Below are 17,051 nucleotides of genomic sequence, written 5' to 3'. Positions count from 1 at the left end.
GTCCAACAGGTCGTCGTCGAGCTCGCCGCCAGAGATGAGTCTCTCCACCGCGGTTTGATTGGTTTGAACATCATCACGGAGTCGTATCAAACGCTCGCGCATGATCTCCAGCGTGCCAGCGACGGCGTGCGGCGATGACGCGAGAACTTTGCGGACCAGCAATGTGATGAGATGTCGTTGCCCGTGCGGCAGCGCGTAGCAGACTTCACGCTGCAGGTAGTCCGAGATGGCTTCGTAGAGTTTTTGCTCTTGTTCGGTCGGAGTGAAGGGACGTGTAATCAGCCGACGCTGAGTATATTGGATGTATTCGAGGACTTGCTGGCGGAGCGTTCGTTTGCAAACGGATTGCAGACGCGCTCGCAGCCCCGGCAAGTCGCCATTGGTGTTGCAGTACTGCGTTCGGAACGAGGGCAGGTCGCCGAATATCTGCTCGTCAATGATCGAGGCGAGTCCAAACAGTTCAAGGAGTGAATTTTGCAGCGGCGTTGCTGTCAACAGAATCTTGCGCCGTTCTTCAAGGGCGGTGCGAATGTTCTGGCCCATTCGGTTGCTTTGCCGATACGAGTTGCGCAGCTTGTGCGCTTCGTCGATGATCACCAAGTCCCAAGGAACCGGCTGGACTTCGAGGCAACGATCGCTGGCAAAGTGCATCGAGCAAATGACAATCTTGTCGCTCATGAACGGTGCCGGGTTACCAGCCTTCTGAGCATCACGAAACGCTTTTCCATCGAGTACTTCGGATTGCAGGTTGAATTTGTCGGCAAGTTCATGCTCCCACTGCTTTCGCAGTGAGGCCGGACAGACGATCAGAATCCGCCGCCGACGTTCGGCCCAGTACTGACACGCGACAAGTCCCGCTTCAATGGTTTTCCCTAACCCGACTTCGTCGGCCAGGATGACGCCTTTGGAGATCGGTGACCGTAGAGCGAATAGAGCGGCTTCGATCTGGTGCGGATTCAGGTCAACGGCTGCATCGAAAAGCGACTGGGAAAGTCGATCCAGCCCGGTCCCACCAGCGGTGCGAGTCAATTCATGAGCGAAGTAGCAGGCGTGATAGGGTGTTGTCATTCGTCGTCACCACCCCGGTCGCCATGTTTGGCTTCCCAAGTATTGTAGGCCTCGCGGGCCGCTCGCGACCACAGGTACTTGTGTTCTCGCCAATCGGAACCAAAGTTAGAAAAGGTTTCGCTTGACTGAGCTGCCACCATATCTCGAACAAAAGCGCCCGCTGTTTGCGGAAGGTCTTCGTCGGCATCACCGGAAATTTGAATTGGCAATGGCGGTAGGACGGGACTCTCTGATTCCTGCCCACGTATCCATTCGACCGTCCAGTCCACCAACAGAAGAAGTTCACGCTGCAGCACGCTGAACTCCAAACTGCCCGAAATGGAGCTGTCATCCTTGAGCGTTAATCCTAATTTCGCAAGCGTCTGCACGTCGTCTTGTGTGACATGACCGATCCTCAGTCTCGCAACTTTTGGACAGTCAGGATTCAGCCCGGATGGCCCACAGTAATCGCTGGCACCTACAGCAATCGCTCGATCGCCAACTCGGACGACAACCCTCGTTTCCATTTGTACGGCATCGCCCGCCAGGGCAGCTGAAAGTTGATCGAGAAAGGCTGTCTGACCCGAACGATCGGGGAGCTCCTCGTCGTATGGGAACAATAGTTTCGACAGTACATGTAGGTCGATTTGTTCCAACGTCAACGGTTCGGGTTCGTCGTCGTTGAGGTCGTTTTTTAGTGAGCTGGATTCACCCGACGGTTCAGTCTCTACGAGCCATTCACTGCCGAAGTCCATCGACGGCGTATCGTCAAGTAGCCCTGCCACATCGGTCTCACAGAATGCATGATACGCAGCGTGGAGCTGGCATTCTTCCTCTCGCAGATCCGCAATCTGCTGGACAACTTCAGGCATGAAATCCAGCATTTTCTTCTTGGCGGTGATGAACTTTCGGATTCGATGCGAGGACCGGTCGAGCGCATTGCCTAGGACATAACAAACTAGACCAAAGACGAACGGCTGTTCATTGGGCATCAGCTTCGCTATTCGACCAAGCCGTGTTGCCAATTCGCGAAAGCATTCCGGTTCCGTATCGGCCGTAGGACATACTTGGAACGACGTATACGTGTCTCGCAGCAGGGCACTTCGTTCTGCAGAGTCAAGTTCGCCAAGCAATTGAAATAGGAGCGTGCGCGTTTGCTGTCGTGGTTCTTTGCTGACGTATCGAAAATGTAATGGATGCACGCTTGTCCCACTCATCACTAGAAATCTATGAATAAGCTGGAATTTTAGTGCGGAATCACTTGTCTTGGTAGCCGACGTTTTTGCGAATGACTCTGACATGCTATCTCATGACTTAAGCCTAGCTCCAGGTGCCCGAGCTTGTTCGGAGTCATGCAAGGCGATCCAAGATGATACGTCGATTCACTTTCCCAGCATCCACCGTGGATTTCGCTCAAAACCAAGGATGCGTTTAATGCATGCGGTTTCGCACAGCGCATAGCGCTCCGGTGCTCCATGTAGAACTGTATCGCGGTGGCAAAACAATCTTACCTATTGGCAAACACCTCGCGAGCAACGCACTCGGTCAATTAGTTACCATGAAAATAGTCGCGGTCCCTGTATTTAACCAGACTTAGCTCACAAACGGCTAGCCCAATGATAACGGGTATCTACTTCATACCTGCATAAAACGTGCGCATGCATCCAAACTTCGAATGTCCCAACTTCTTGTCTATCCGTTGAGTGCGATGCCGTAATACGCAGTGAACTCCTTAACCAACTTTTCCGTTGCCTCGGTGTCGCCAGCCTCTGCTGCTTCAAGAAGCTCATCTTCGAATATGCAGCCCAAGTCGAGGGCTCGTAGGTGACTGGACGGTGACGAGTATATTTCGAAAAACTCCACAAAGTCAGCAAGGGCAATGCAGCTCTCGGCCAACATCTGCATGTTTACCAAAGACTCAGAGTCCTCCGCTCCCTCCGCTGGCACGTCGAATCCCATCCATTCACTGATCAGCTCATCAACTGCCTCGCGAAGCGGACTCCGCTCGTCCTCGGTTAATTCTCGAAAGTCACTCACGCTGATCTCAAACGATTAAGGTTGCGGTAGCACGTCACCATACCGAACGTATTTGTCAAACACGGTAACTATAGAGTAAATCCTGTCCCTTTCTCGGTGTTGTAGCAAGAACCCCAGCAATATACTTGTTCCGAAGTGTTTTGAACGCTGCGCCAGGCCTCAGGCTGCGATCGAACACAAGTAGGTTTTCTGTCGCCCCATCGTTTCCACGCGGCAGATTCGACTGTGCGGACAGCAATATCCGTCGTTTTCTTGATAAGACGTAAACAATTGCACGAAATTGGGAGCGGCGCCGATATGTCTGGGGGGGGGGTGCTATGTTGAGTTGGGGCGATTGGGAAAACCGACAAGCACTGGACAAGTCTTTGGCTATTGACAACCTGCCCGTCGCAGGCCATTTCGTACGGCGGATCCCGAAGACGATGTGAGTCTTTCGAGGAGCAGCCCGACGCCACTTGCCGCTGCAGTCATGCAGCAGCACCTAGCCCATAACCCACCTAACGGATGCTGGAGAGCGTACTGAAGGTCACTTCGGATCCGGGACTGAGCTTTGGTCTAGCTCCGTCCGGTCCGACGATTTTACCATCTAGCTGCGCCGATAATATTGCTACGCTACAAATGGGTGCGTCAGAAAGGGCTGCAATAAGTGCAGCCGAGAAACTAGCGTCGATATCCAACCGCGGCAATTGCCACGAACTGAATAGCCTTAACCCGAGTACTGGGAAATCCCGTTCAGATGACGTCCACTTTTGAGATTTTTCCAGGCTTTTCGTAGCTGTATCAGAGCTTTTCGTCATGCCATCCAGTGGAGCGGCACACGGCATTTTCCTCGCACCTCGGCAGCGGCGTCTTCCTCGGTGTTGTGTCCGCACAGATTGACACCGCTTTCCTCCGGTGCACTGGAGAGCCGACTCCTCTCTTCCAATATAGGGGCTCGCATGAAACCCGCATTAGAGGCATCAGTTGCACCGGAAGTAACAGTTGCACCGGACGTGCCAGCGAAGTATGTAGAGTATTGAGCATCTGTCGCAGTGATTTGTCAGTATTTCTGCGTGGGGACGCGAAAACTCTAGTAATCACAACACACGCTCATTTTTAGCAGCTAAAATCTCGCGTGCAGTACAGATGTTACGCGGTTCACAAATGCCGCTCAATCAACCCACAGTAAGATTTTCTTGTAGTATAGGGACAACCGTGGAGCGGCTCAGGGAGACACATCAGAAACTAGCGGCACATTTTGGGACGTCGGACAATGAGACAGATGGGCAGACCCAGATCAGATACTTCGCCGATCATGGGCTCGACAGTGAAGCGTACGCGTCGCTGCGAGAAATCGTGTGCAGCGGGTTACAGTGCAAGCCACTGGATTCGTTTGATTGGCAAACGGCTCATCTTCCACTATTGGTTTGTGCAGTTGAGGTCGGCTACAACTATGAAGGGAACGGAACCGATTTCTGGCCCTCGCTGTCGACGACGCTCGGTCATGATTTTGGCGTCGATGATCGGAACCGTTTGTCAAAATGGTTTGCGAAGGCGAGTGAAAACTACGGTGGTGTGACACCGGGAACAAGTGACTGGGAACAGGCGTTTTGTCACATCGCTTGGCCGATCACGCATGCGGTGGCAGCAAAGGACATCCGCCGGCCGTTCGCAGACTGCCTGCGTCGATTTAGGCGTGATGTGACGAATGAGGCACTTAAGGATGAGACGATTGTTGCGGACCTGGCGAAGATTTCGACGCCGGTTGGTTCGCGGCGTTTCCGAACTTGGATGGATCGGCCGGCTGTTGTTGCAGGGATCGTTCGGGATCTACTCGGCGGAAAGCCACTAGACGATGCGGGACTATTTTCAAAATCGTTCCGTGATCGGCTGATTGAGGATCTCAGAAATGAACCCGAAATTCGTCGAGCGGTTCGCCAGGTCGAGACGGGGCGAAAGACCAAGCCGAGGAACCTTGGCGAAAAAAACGAAACTAAAAACGCAGTTGAGGTTCGGTGTGGCGAATTCTTCTTGCGGCAAGACGAGAACGGCGGTATCGAGTTTTGTGGTGAGATGCCGGAATTGCCAAAGTCCGTACAGCGATCAATCAAGCCGATACGTGGTCGATGGAAGGTGCGACCCTGGGGGTTTGCCGGTGCGAGTCCACTTCCATCGGATTGCTTGCGTTCGACCCGCGGATATTTTCGAGTCAGCTTCAGCTACGTCGCTCGCGCCAACGGCGAAACACCGTTTTTTACTGGCACCGAGGACGTGTCAGTGGATCAGGACGCTAAACGTTGGCTCGAAAGCGTCCGGTTCCCCGCGGCGGAGATGTTGGCGTTTCCGCCGATGGATCCGAGCGACGACACTTCTCACTGTTTTGGTTCGCGTACCCCACATCGTGGAAAGATCTGGGTGTTGGCACGACGAGGTGATGTTCAGTCGCGTAGGTCCGAAGAAGATGAATCATATTTCCGGCATATTGGTACCGTCGATGGCGGCGAAATACTCGAGTTTGAGGCGGACAACGCGGAAGTGCGGCAGTGGTTGGGTTGGCCGCCCGCTAGCGTTGCGTCCGAAAAAGCTGGCCCATCCTTCGTTTGGCTTCGCCCTTCGCCGATTTCGATCGACCACAAGAATCAGCCGGTCTACACAACCGATGATGAGCTCGGTGTATCGGTGGCGGGCGACCAGCAGGTGCAGTTGGTCTTGCGAAAAGGAGCGAAAGAGGTTGCCAGCGAGATGGTCTCTTCAGTCGCCATGCTTTCGATTGATACCAAGGGGACCTACGAATTGGTTGTCCGGCAGGGCGACACTGAGTTTGATTCGTTTCCGTTTGTCATTGTTGATGACAAAGGCGACGGCTTCATCGAACCCGATCCGGAGACTCCATGGCATGCGGTGCTTTCCCACGTTGATGCCGGCGAAATCGAGCTTTCCCGAAAGGACCTGTTCAATCACCGTTTGAACTTGGACATCAACGGCGATCGAGGAATCGAGAATCTGGTTGCAAAACTGACTCTCTCGCCGGGGGAAGCCGTCGTGGCCATCCAGCTTGCTCGAATCCCAACGCGATTGCCTGCGAACCACAAAGTCTGGGACGAGCTTGTGGAGCAGTTGCCGACGTCGGTATTGAAGTCGCCTTGTGACCTGACACTTAGTGTCGAAATTGAAGGGCTATCGCATGACGCATGGCTGCTGGAAGCAGATCTTCAGAAGCTTTGGTGGGAGGACGATGAGGACGGCTTGCCGATTGCAGTCAGCGACAGCGGGCCACTTGAGGTTCGTCGTCATTGCGTCATCAAAGGCGTTTGCATTGATGAGCCGACCGAGGGTGATCCGTTCCTTTCGGTAGCGATCGATGGTGACGGAAACGAGTTGCACTTCGACGCCCAAGTAGGAGTCGTTGGGGATTCTCGCTTGCGACGTGAATTTTTGACGCCCAAGCGTTTCCTTCGGCAAATGGATGACATCGGTGACAACGCAGGACTACGTTCGATTGCACAGCGATACCTGCAACTGGCCTCCGCGACGAGTTCATCAATCACCGCAGAAGTCAACCGGATCGGCGCAACGCAAACTTTACGGGACTGGATTCTGAATTGTGTTTGCGGTCCCAATTGGATTCACAAACAACGCGAAATGTCGGAGATCGAATCGGCAAACCCAGTCGAGATTTGGTGGGAGTGCCAACAGAACCTTGTGTCACTGATACTGCCAGAACTTGACGGCGATGATGAACGAATGCTGCCAGATAGACTCGGCGAAGAACAACTCGATAAGTTTTCCAAGGCGTTGCCGCGTCTGTGGTGGGAGTTACATCAATCAACTTTTGAAGTCAATGAAACCGAACCAATCAACAATGCTTTGCAGGAATTGACTGGCGATACTGACCTCTATGTCGATGAAGACTATTTGCCCAAGTCGCTTATGCAGGCGAGCGAAATTTTGTGTGGGGGCGATCTGGCTGAACTGCTTATTCCGTCGAGTTCAGGCGATGTCTTGTTGAAGTGGCCTATGCAAGACACCACTATTTCCGAGCTGGCGAGCGAACTCTCGCAATGGTCGCGAGACGAACTTGAGCGAGGGCGAGGGAGACAGACGTGGAGCATGGACGAGCTGCAGGACTATCTCAATCTACTGCTCTACCCCGAGCGACTGCGAAAACGCCCTTGGGAGTCCATGCTTGAAAAACTACTGCAGGATCGCCCGGTCGCGCGAGGCGGCGCATTTGTCGCGTGGCGGGTACAACAGCATTCTCGTCTAACTGCAACATCCAAAGAAAAACGGGGGAAGGTCTAATGCCAGCGATCGATGACTATGAATTGATGATGCACGGCGTTCAAGCGGTTCGACGTCTTGTGGAAGGACTTGCTTGTCCAATCAACGGTGCATCGGGAATTCGAGCCCAGTTTTTTCCGCACCAAGTTCAGAATGTCCAGCGAATTCTATCTTCAACGCAGATCCGATTTTTGATTGCGGACGAGGTTGGAATGGGTAAGACCGTGCAGGCGCTGATGGTGGCTCACGCGATGCGGTATCAATCTGGCAAGATTCGCGTCAAGGTGGTGGTCAGCAACAGCGAACTGAAGAGTCAATGGATCAAGGAGTTCTGTCGGATTGACAAAGAGGTCAAGGAATCTGAGGGAGTCGCGTGGATCGATAACGGTAAAGATTCCGAAGATTTCTGCAATGTCATGGACGAATCCGAGTTACCTCCCTACTCTCGCACACTCGATCCACTTTCAATGGATCTTTTGATCGTTGATGAACCACAGAATTTGAGCGTTGATTCGCTGCGATACCTCTCAGATCGAGCCGCAGACTTCCCGGCAATTCTACTTTTAACGGCGACTCCCAACTTTCGAGACCTGCGCAGGTTTTGTGAACTCCTGCAGATTTTGGAACCCGAGCGAATGGAGTTTTGCCGGCGTCAGGCCTCCGCCGATGGCCATGAGCGTCAACCAAGTGACGGAGGAGACGAGGCTGTAACGTCGGGCCGCCTGCGTCTTCGCGACCTAGATACGGAGTCGCTACAGCGTGTATTTAATCTATTCGAGCAATTGTCGCTGGAGGGAGCCGACGAAAAATCGCTCATTGCTGAATCAGGTTCTACTACGCTCTCTGGGATGCCACAGTATCAGATCGACCGCGTATTATTTGACGCCAAGTCAACATATCGCCATGTTCTCTTGAGCTCGCGCGAAGACTATCCCCAGCACCTGCCGCGGCGGAAGCTAAAGTCAATGCTGGTCGAACCGACAGCGGTTGAGACGCAGCGAATGTCGTTGGCCCGGCAAGCTTGTCATGTGAGCGAAATCCTAAGTCATACCGAGCAGCTCTCGCTCTTACAACGCGGATGCCTCGGCGGACAGTCGATCGCGACTTTCACTCGATACTTAACAGGGCAAGATGATGAAAAACGACAAGCTATTTCGCCAATGTTAGAGTTTGTCAAGAAAGAGCAAGCGGATTGTCGCCTAGACGCTCTGGTTGATTGGCTTAGCGAATTTTGGCGAAAAGATCCGACCCGAAAGGCCGTGATCTGTGCGGGTGATGATGCGACCGTTCGTGAACTCGCCGAGGAGCTTTCATGGCGACTACCACAGATCGGGAAACGTGGTTGCCGCGTGCCGCTGAAGATCGTGATGGCGGAAAGCAATGCCGTTGGTGGCAGCGATCTGCGTGGGCTAAGCGGCGCGGATGCGGAACAGTGGCGACGATCCGCTGAATCCACCGTTGAACCGTACTCGACGGGGAAAACACAGTTGCTGGTTGCCTCGGACGAATATGGACAAGCGATCAATTTGCAATGTTCAGATGTCCTCATTCTCCTATTCGTTGCCTTGGCGTGCTGACATGCTCAATCAATGGATCGGTCGTATCGATCGCCTGGGGCGTGACCGCGTTGACCCTGATAAACGCAATAGCCCTGTCAAAGACGTAAAGCTAGTTTTGTTTCACCGCCCAGGCGATCCGTCGCGGGACGTTGAGACGCTGTTCTCGGGGTACCAATTGTTCCGTCGGTCTCTGCAGCTTGATCCACTGACAGTCAACAACATTTCGCAAGAGATTGACGACGTTGTCATCCGTGCAAATCAAAGCAGCTCAGCATCGCCTAACGCCACAAGCCTAGCGAACGTTTCTGGCGTTGATTCGGGCAGATGGACTCCTGAACACTCGCAAGATCTGTATGAGAGGATCGCCCATGCGGAGCCGATGGCCCCCGTTCTAGCCAGCTGCAAGTATGACGCTTACGTTTCGTCCAACGAGGAGTCTGCTCTTGGCAATTGGATCGAACAACTCTGCGCTCACGGAATGATGTCCAAGAAGAAAGTCTCCAAGCGTTTTCGAGGCGACGGTAAACGACGGGTATTTTCAACCTTGACTCAGATGGGGTGTGACGGACCTCCGGTGCCTCGGCTTGAAGTACACGATCAGTCTTTTCCCGCCTTCGTACTCGCTCGGTGGCATACACTCAATCCGCCACGAACGGAGGTGACTACCGGCTTGGATCATCAGGGACAGCCGCGAAAGTCTCGTCTTCACTTTCTTAGCCACGGCGGAATGCTGCATGATCAGATAGTGCAAACCTACGCCAAGGCAGGGAAGACCCATGAAACGATTGGCTTTAGCATCCAATCACTAGGACTTCGCTTTTATCCTGCCGGTGTTTCGCTGCATTCAGGCAGATATCTTTGTGGTGTCGGTTTCGTCGATTCTGGATCAGTCTACGCTCAGGCATTGCCACAGAAGAGTATGGTCGAGACGACACAATCAAAGCAGCTTCAGCGAGTTTTGGCGATTGAATCGGCTCGTCATGTAGCGGGTCTGAAGGCGGACCAGCGTTTTATACGACAACTTGCTCCAGCGAAATTGTGCGTTCGCGCTTCCAGAGAAGACGCCGGCAAATATACGCCGTGTGATGGTGGAGAACTCTTCACGCCGCATTGGGGCAAAGACGTTGTGCCGCAAGTCCAGCGAGTTCCGGTCGCTGAGAAACTACGCGAGAAACTGCCATTGCAGTACAAAGTTGCGATCGCCAAGGAGACGAAGGAACACTGGTCAGACAACCATCGGCAAATCCGCGAACATGTTGAGGAGCGAATTGAGTGCATTCGTTTAGAAGCTGCTGAACGACTTCGGCTGACGAATACGATGCTTTCTAACGTGGAGACTCAAGTCCAAGAACGGCGTGCAAATGCTACGAAAGCAAATGATCAATGGATTCAGTTAAGGCTTCGACCTCGAAGCGATCTTTTAATGCGGCAACGTGACGTAATCCAAGAGAATTGCGCCGGCAGATGCGAACTGCTTCAAAAGAGTTTGGAATTCGTTCAATCGCCTCCGCCCGAGAGCGTTTCGCTTCAAGTGACTGCACAAATTCATTTACGAGATGATCCGGAAGCCATCTTCGATCAAGTTTCGAGTGATCCAGATCCGATCACGGACTTTCATCAATCTCCGACGTCGGCTGATCCCGACGCCAATCCACGCAAACCCAGGTAAGAAAGCCCTCTGAGAAATTATGTTTAACGAACTGGAATCCATTCGCAATCGTCTGCTTGCCTACATTGAGTCGGCGTATCACCTGTCGGATCCGCAACTTGTGCAGTTGCGACGAGAGTTGCTGGAGCAACCCGAAGTGCTCTGCCACTCCCCGTTCATTGAAAGCTCGGCACGTTATGCAATCGGCAAGCCGTACAGTGAACTGAGTATTCCGGCCGAAGCCAAACAGTTGCTGTCGTTTCTTGCGACAGAATCCGGTGGCAAGGTTGTCTTTCCGCAGCCATACGAGCATCAAGCCCAAGCCTTGGAAGCCGTGCTGGGCGATGAACTGAAGCACACGATCGTGACCACCGGCACTGGTTCGGGGAAAACCGAAACGTTCTTGCTTCCCATCATGGGCAGGCTTGGCCGCGAGGCGGCGCTGTCACCCGGTTCATTTGAGACGCGAGCCGTTCGGGCGTTGTTGCTTTATCCAATGAACGCACTCGTTAACGACCAGCTTTCGCGTTTGCGACGGTTGTTTGGCGCGCCAGCAACACGCGATTGGTTTAAGCAACACGGCGGTCGGCCAGTGAAATTCGGTCGCTATACGAGCCGGACTCCGTTTCCAGGTGTCATTCCTGATGACACGAAGCGTATTTCACAGAAACTGGCAGGGCTTCGATTCTTTGTGGATATGGAACGCCGCGCCGCTGACGGCGATGGGGCTGCAATCGAACTGCTTGGCGCCATGCGAGCGATGGGCAAGTGGCCGGCAAAGGATATCGGAAATGATCCTGGCTTGGCTCGCTGGCTCGGTTCGGGAGGAGCGTGGAAGGATGCAAACGGGAATCTACGACGAGCAGTTGAAAACCCCGACGACACCGAACTGCTAACACGTCACGAGATTCAGGCGGCAGCACCGGATCTATTGGTGACTAACTACTCGATGCTTGAGTACATGATGCTGCGGCCAATTGAACGTTCTATCTTTCAGCAGACTCGCGACTATTTCGTTGCCAATCCGAATGAACGATTCATTCTCGTCCTCGACGAAGCTCACCTCTACCGTGGTGCCCAAGGTACTGAGGTTGCGATGCTCATTCGCCGCTTGCGTCATCGCTTGGAACTTTCTACCGATCAGTTTCAAGTCATCACCACGAGTGCGTCTTTCGAGGATGGTGAACAGGCTAAGAAGTTTGCGGCCGGTTTGACTGGAACGGACAGCAGTCGATTTCAGTGGCTCGAAGGCACGAAAGAAGCGAAGTTACCGTCGAGTGCTGGCGATGCTGAGTTGGCCGGTGCGATGGCAAAAGTTCCCTTGACCAATTTACTCTCGGACGACGCGACGAAACGTTTCGAGTCGATCGTTCCATTACTGAGCGTCTCAAGCCGACCGCTCACGCTGGCAAACTACACCATCGAATCGAAAGGGAGCGAGTCAGCGAAAGCTCGATGCAAGGTCACCATAGTCGGGATGATCGAAGGTGGCGAGTTGGTCGAAGAAACGATCCAGATCGCCAATGGAGGAAAAAAACAAACCGACAAAGCGTATCTGACGGTCGTTGAACTTGACTGCTCTGATTCCGCCGTCACGATAAGCGCGCGGCGAAACGAGGGTTATGTCGAATGCGTCGCGGCGAGTGACGATAGCGAGCCCTCAACAGAAAAGGGTTTGCACTTCGGTCTCTCACGAATTCTTTATGAAATTCTGGTCGATCTAGGCGTGACCGGTCGATTGATAAATCTGACCTCAGGCACTCCTTGCGGTAGAGACACCGAAACAGGTGATGAGCTGGGTGCACAAGAAATTCGCAAGTTGGCTATGCGACTATTCCCGCAGTGCGAGGCAGTTCAGGCTCAGACAGCAACAGATGTGTTGGTGGAAGCCGCGTCAATGGCGAGGAACAAACCAGGTGACACGCCACTATTGGCAGCGCGAGTCCACCGATTCTTTCGCGGGATTCCTGGGATCTGGGCGTGCAGCGATCCAAATTGCTCAGCATTGCCGGATTCCATTCGTGGGCAAGGGGTCACTGGAAAACTGTATGTCCAGCCGTGTCGTGAATGCGAATGTGGTAGCCGCACATTTGAATTGTTGGCGTGTCGAAACTGTGGAACGGCGATGTTTCAGGCGTATGCACAAAGCGTTCGTCGTCCAGACTACCTTTGGTCCGAGGATGTCGGGGAGGTTGACGATGCGATGGATGCGGTCGTTCCGATTCATCTTTGCCTGGATGACCCTGAAGAGCACGCTTCGGACGATGAAGATGCGACTCGCAGTCGAGAAATGAATTTGGAAACCGTCACGGGGCGACTGTTTGATCAAATTATTGACTCGCAAACATCACGCCCGGTCTACATCCCAGCGGAAGCACCGGCGGGAAATCGGAAAGCCGGCCTATTCGACAAATGTCCAAAATGTCGCGATCGCTTTTCAGGCATTTCTAATATGGCGACAAAGGGTGACGAGCCATTCCAGCATCTCGTTTCTGCCCAACTGATGTCGCAACCACCGACTCCGGGAAATGAAACGGCTCTCCAGGGACGTAAACTGCTGGTCTTTTCGGATGGACGGCAGCCAGCATCGCGGCTGGCGGGAAAATTGAAATCGAATTCGCTTCGTGATGCCGTTCGCCCCTTGCTTATCAACGGGCTTCGCTACGTTGCAAACCGTTGGTTCGACGGTGTGACGAAGCAAGTTTCGATCGAGCACGTTTATCTGGCGTTACTATGTGGCGCCAGTGAGCAGGGCATCGGGCTACGACCGCAGTTAAAAGACACCGAGCAGAGGACGTTTTACCAAGATCAGGATTTGGCTTTATCGCTGTGTCAATCAAAGACAGCAAAGCGAAAAGCATTTGAAGAAGCGTCCTCGCAAATTGCAGAACGTACTCCGGCCGACATCCTGATTTCGTTGTACGAGGTTCTCTTCAATCCACTTTCAGGTGTCCAAAGCTTGGCACTTGGTTGTCTGATTCCTGTTGTCTCCGATTACCTCCAAGAAACGCTCGACCAATTACCGGCTCCTGAACAGCCCGTTTCGATCGAATCCGAAGAGGATCGACGGCGAGGACTCTTGGAGTTTTGGCTGTTAAGAATGGCGCGAGAAAGAGCGATTCGATTGCCTGGTACGCCGGGTGAGTGGATCGGTAACAAAGACAGTGGAATCCGTTTGCGAGTCAGCCTCGGAAAGTTTGAAAGACTGATGAGGCCCCGCGTCGGTAATGCGTTCTACAATCAGCAGTTAGCTGGCGGGCAACAAGGTGGTGGCCCTTGGAATCGGTTCTTTCAAGAGCGGCTCGGTACAAGTGGTCGTGCCGATGGCTTCTTGGTTGATCCAAAGAGGTTGGCCATTGACATCGATTTCAACGATTGGGTTCGATGTGACGTTTGCACTTTTGCGATCCCCAATCATCCGTTTTATCTGGGTGTTTGCCCTGAATGCAGCTCGACCGATTCTCTGCGAGCGTTATTCAAACAGAACAAGATGCTGGACAACGTCTTCATGACGCGAAAAGGTTTCTATCGCAAGGACGTCGACCAGAAGACCAGCGATCTTCGCCCCTTCGTTGCTGAGGAACACACTGCCGCAATCGGAGCCATCGACGCGCAAGATGCGTTTTCCAGAGCGGAATGGCACGAGATGCGTTTTCAGGATCTCGACGTCCTTGGTCCTGGTGATGAGCCTGGCGGTATTGTCGATGTGCTTAGTTGCACGACCACGATGGAGGTTGGTATCGACATCGGAAGCTTGACCGCGGTTGCTCTGCGTAACGTTCCGCCGAACCGATCGAATTATCAACAACGTGCTGGTCGCGCCGGCCGACGTGGATCGTCACTCTCAACGGTGATCACCTACGCAGATCAAGGAACCCATGATCAGCGATACTTCAAACGACCGGCGGAAATGATTAGCGGTCCGGTAACTGACCCGGTTCTCAATCTCGAGAACTCCGAGATCGTGCGTCGGCACGGCTATGCGTTGATCTTGAGTATGTTCCAGCGGGAACGGATCCGCGATGACCAACAATCTGCCGCGACGTCAAACATCTTTTCATCGCTCGGCCGCGTCGACGATTTCCGCACTGGCGATGAGGAGGCGTTCAGTTTTCGTGGATTGCAGGCTTGGTTGGCGGCGGAAGAATCAGAAATCGCAGTGGCGATTCGTTCGATCGTTCCAGAAGAATATTTGCAAAGCGAAGATTCCGATGACATCAACGAGATTCCTGCTCGACTTCTGGCTCGCCTTACCGAAATTAATTGCGACTACAAACCGCCCGAGACCGAAGAATCACCAGAGGAGCGAAACGAATCCGCATTCAGTTGGTCAGACGACGATGAAGATTTTGGAGACGATGACCCCGATGCTTCCATCAAAACAGGCAACGACAGTGATACCGACTCCGATGTGTCTGAGTCGCCGGAAGCTGGCCGTCAGACACTGAATTTTCTCGATCGTTTGTTCGAGACTGCTACGCTACCTTCGTATGCGTTCCCAACCGATGTCGTCAGCATGACGGTTTTCGATCGCAACCGGTCAACAGCACATCGCAGCGTTATCAAGTACGCTCCGCAACGGGGACTCGACCAAGCCCTTTCCAGCTACGCACCCGGTCGCGAAGTCTTCATTGACGGTAAGCGACACTATTCGTTCGCCCTCTACAGCCCGATGCGCGGAGAACGTGACAAAGCTTGGGAGAAACGCAAACTCTACTTCGAGTGTGATCGTTGTGGCTACGCAAAACTCGAAGAACATGGCGGCGAGCACTACGAACGTGAGGTCCTGGATTGCCCGTCGTGCAACGAGCCTGGCGGGCTTGGTCCAGCCATTTATTGGATCGTGCCACCCGGATTTGCTCACCCAGCAGACATGGATGAGGAACTGGCAGTCGATCAACCACCCGATTACACACGCCCTACCCAGGCAAAATTGAACGCTCCGTTCCGAGAAGGCGATTCAATCGGCCAGACCAGTTCATTCGGTGAGAGAAGCTTCACGGTTTGGACCAAGAAGGAGGAGCTGTTTTTGACGAACCGCGGCAGCGAGGATTTGAAGAACCGAGGGTTTGTCTATTGTTTGTACTGCGGTCGAATCGAGCCGAAGGGGTGGCACGATCAAGACCGTTCTTACTTAAACAACCGAGCGAATCACCCGAAGCCCTATCCGAATCATCGTGATCGGCCGACTTGCACAGGGTTCACGCAAATCGTCAGTCTGGGCACCAAGTTCATTTCCGACGTTTCTCTGTTCCGGTTCCAAATGGGCGGCGATGTTTTACTTCCGCCAGGCTCGACGCTCGCAAAGATTAGCTTGACCACGGTTGCTCAAGCACTAGCTATTTGCGCTTCGGACAAGCTTGAAATTGACCGGTCGAACATCGGGGCCGAGTATCGAGCGGCTCAAACTGATAAAGGCCGTAGCGGCGCTGAAGTAGATGTCTATCTTTATGACACCACGCCAGGCGGTGCGGGGTTTGTCAAAGCAGCGGTTACCGACCCTGAAGCAATTTTGCGTCAAGCAATAGACCTACTTGAAGACTGTGATTGCGAATCCTCCTGTTACAAATGCTTGCGTTCCTATGGCAACCGATTTTTGCACCAGGATCTCGATCGTGAACTCGGATCCGCACTGCTGAAGCATGTTCTCGGTGAGCAAGAACGCCCACGACTAGACAAGAAAACCGAGACCCAACTTCTCAAAACGATCGCAGTCGACCTGAGAGATATGGATCACGAAGTTGTTCAAAATGACGGATGCTTAATCATCACTTCGATGGGCGATCGACAGATCGTACTGGCTCACTCTCTCATGCCACGACTCCCAGCCGACCCCCGAAGCAGAAGTAGCCTACGCGGCCGGACGAAATAACGCGGCACCGATTGACCACTTGAGGGTAAAGCGTGCGTTGCCCTCGGCAATTGACATGTGCGTTACGTCTGTTGGATCACGACCGTCGCCCGACGCACCACTCCCCGCTGGGCTAGAACGCTCGGATACTGGCATAAAGATGTATCGCTTCGATTCGCTTTCCGAGGGAAGTGAAGAGAGTATCGCGAGTGCTGACGTCACGATTCCGGGTTTCGACCCGTCGAGCGTATTTCTTCTGGAGATCGATGGGCCGCAGCTTGAGAAAGCCAAGTTCAAAGTCGACGGAAAAGATGTCCCGTTGGCTTCTGGTGCCGTCATTGCATTTGAACGACTAAGCGAAGCTGCGAGCCAAGACTTGCATGATGGACGGCTGAGGTTAGTTCGCTCATTCGAAAACGCATTTAAAGCAACGAAGACGCGGGTCACGTTGGCGATGTGCAAATGGGCTGAGTTTGACGGACGAATCTCAGTTCGTTTGCAGTATCAATCAACCAGCTCGAAGGCGACGCCTCAGAAAGTCGCTCCCGAATCACTGACAGTCATTGGCAGGCCAATTGGCATCGTGCGCCGGGGCGTTTTCTGTCCGGTCAAGATGCCTTGAAGTCCTGCGTGAAAGACTAAAGAAAGA

General features: G+C 53.3%; 9 protein-coding genes. 5 read left to right on the top strand and 4 right to left on the bottom strand.

The window, feature by feature from the left end:
- The 4 genes from RMSM_RS03340 to RMSM_RS40620 all read right to left on the bottom strand — a co-directional run.
- A partial coding sequence (locus RMSM_RS03340) for a DEAD/DEAH box helicase (protein WP_008691542.1) occupies positions 1 to 1,068 on the bottom strand: 1,068 nt, incomplete at its 3' end.
- A complete protein-coding gene (locus tag RMSM_RS03335; RefSeq protein WP_008691540.1) occupies positions 1,065 to 2,264 on the bottom strand; it encodes a hypothetical protein in 1,200 nt (399 codons plus the stop codon). The genes RMSM_RS03335 and RMSM_RS03340, both read right to left, overlap by 4 nt.
- A 475-nt stretch (positions 2,265 to 2,739) precedes the next feature.
- Positions 2,740 to 3,084, bottom strand: coding sequence for a hypothetical protein (locus RMSM_RS03330; protein WP_008691538.1), 345 nt, complete (start codon positions 3,082 to 3,084; stop codon positions 2,740 to 2,742).
- A gap of 793 nt (positions 3,085 to 3,877) precedes the next feature.
- Positions 3,878 to 4,024 (bottom strand): hypothetical protein, encoded by a 147-nt coding sequence (locus RMSM_RS40620; RefSeq protein ID WP_160168216.1) that lies wholly within the window; start codon positions 4,022 to 4,024, stop codon positions 3,878 to 3,880.
- Positions 4,025 to 4,419: 395 nt separating this feature from the next.
- Between RMSM_RS40620 and RMSM_RS03325 the strand changes: the two genes are divergently transcribed.
- The 5 genes from RMSM_RS03325 to RMSM_RS03305 all read left to right on the top strand — a co-directional run bounded on the left by RMSM_RS03325 (position 4,420) and on the right by RMSM_RS03305 (position 17,024).
- Positions 4,420 to 7,365: a hypothetical protein gene (locus RMSM_RS03325; RefSeq protein ID WP_008691536.1), complete on the top strand. Its 2,946-nt coding sequence runs from the start codon at positions 4,420 to 4,422 to the stop codon at positions 7,363 to 7,365.
- Complete coding sequence (locus RMSM_RS03320; RefSeq protein ID WP_008691535.1) at positions 7,365 to 8,921, top strand: DEAD/DEAH box helicase family protein; 1,557 nt, start codon at positions 7,365 to 7,367, stop codon at positions 8,919 to 8,921. Before RMSM_RS03325 ends, RMSM_RS03320 begins: the two co-directional genes overlap by 1 nt.
- Positions 8,884 to 10,572 carry a hypothetical protein gene (locus tag RMSM_RS03315; protein ID WP_040763897.1) on the top strand — a complete coding sequence of 563 codons (1,689 nt, stop codon included), beginning with the start codon at positions 8,884 to 8,886 and terminating at the stop codon, positions 10,570 to 10,572. Before RMSM_RS03320 ends, RMSM_RS03315 begins: the two co-directional genes overlap by 38 nt.
- Before the next feature lie 19 nt (positions 10,573 to 10,591).
- The gene (locus tag RMSM_RS03310; RefSeq protein WP_008691531.1) at positions 10,592 to 16,423 is read left to right on the top strand and encodes a DEAD/DEAH box helicase; all 5,832 of its coding nucleotides are present in this window, start codon (positions 10,592 to 10,594) and stop codon (positions 16,421 to 16,423) included.
- Between the two features lie 139 nt (positions 16,424 to 16,562).
- Complete coding sequence (locus tag RMSM_RS03305; RefSeq protein WP_008691529.1) at positions 16,563 to 17,024, top strand: hypothetical protein; 462 nt, start codon at positions 16,563 to 16,565, stop codon at positions 17,022 to 17,024.
- Positions 17,025 to 17,051 lie beyond the last annotated feature (27 nt).

The organism is Rhodopirellula maiorica SM1 (genome assembly GCF_000346295.1).
Taxonomy (GTDB): Bacteria; Planctomycetota; Planctomycetia; order Pirellulales; family Pirellulaceae; genus Novipirellula; species Novipirellula maiorica.
Note: the sequence above shows the minus strand (reverse complement) of the source record. Positions and strands in the feature narration are given on the sequence as shown.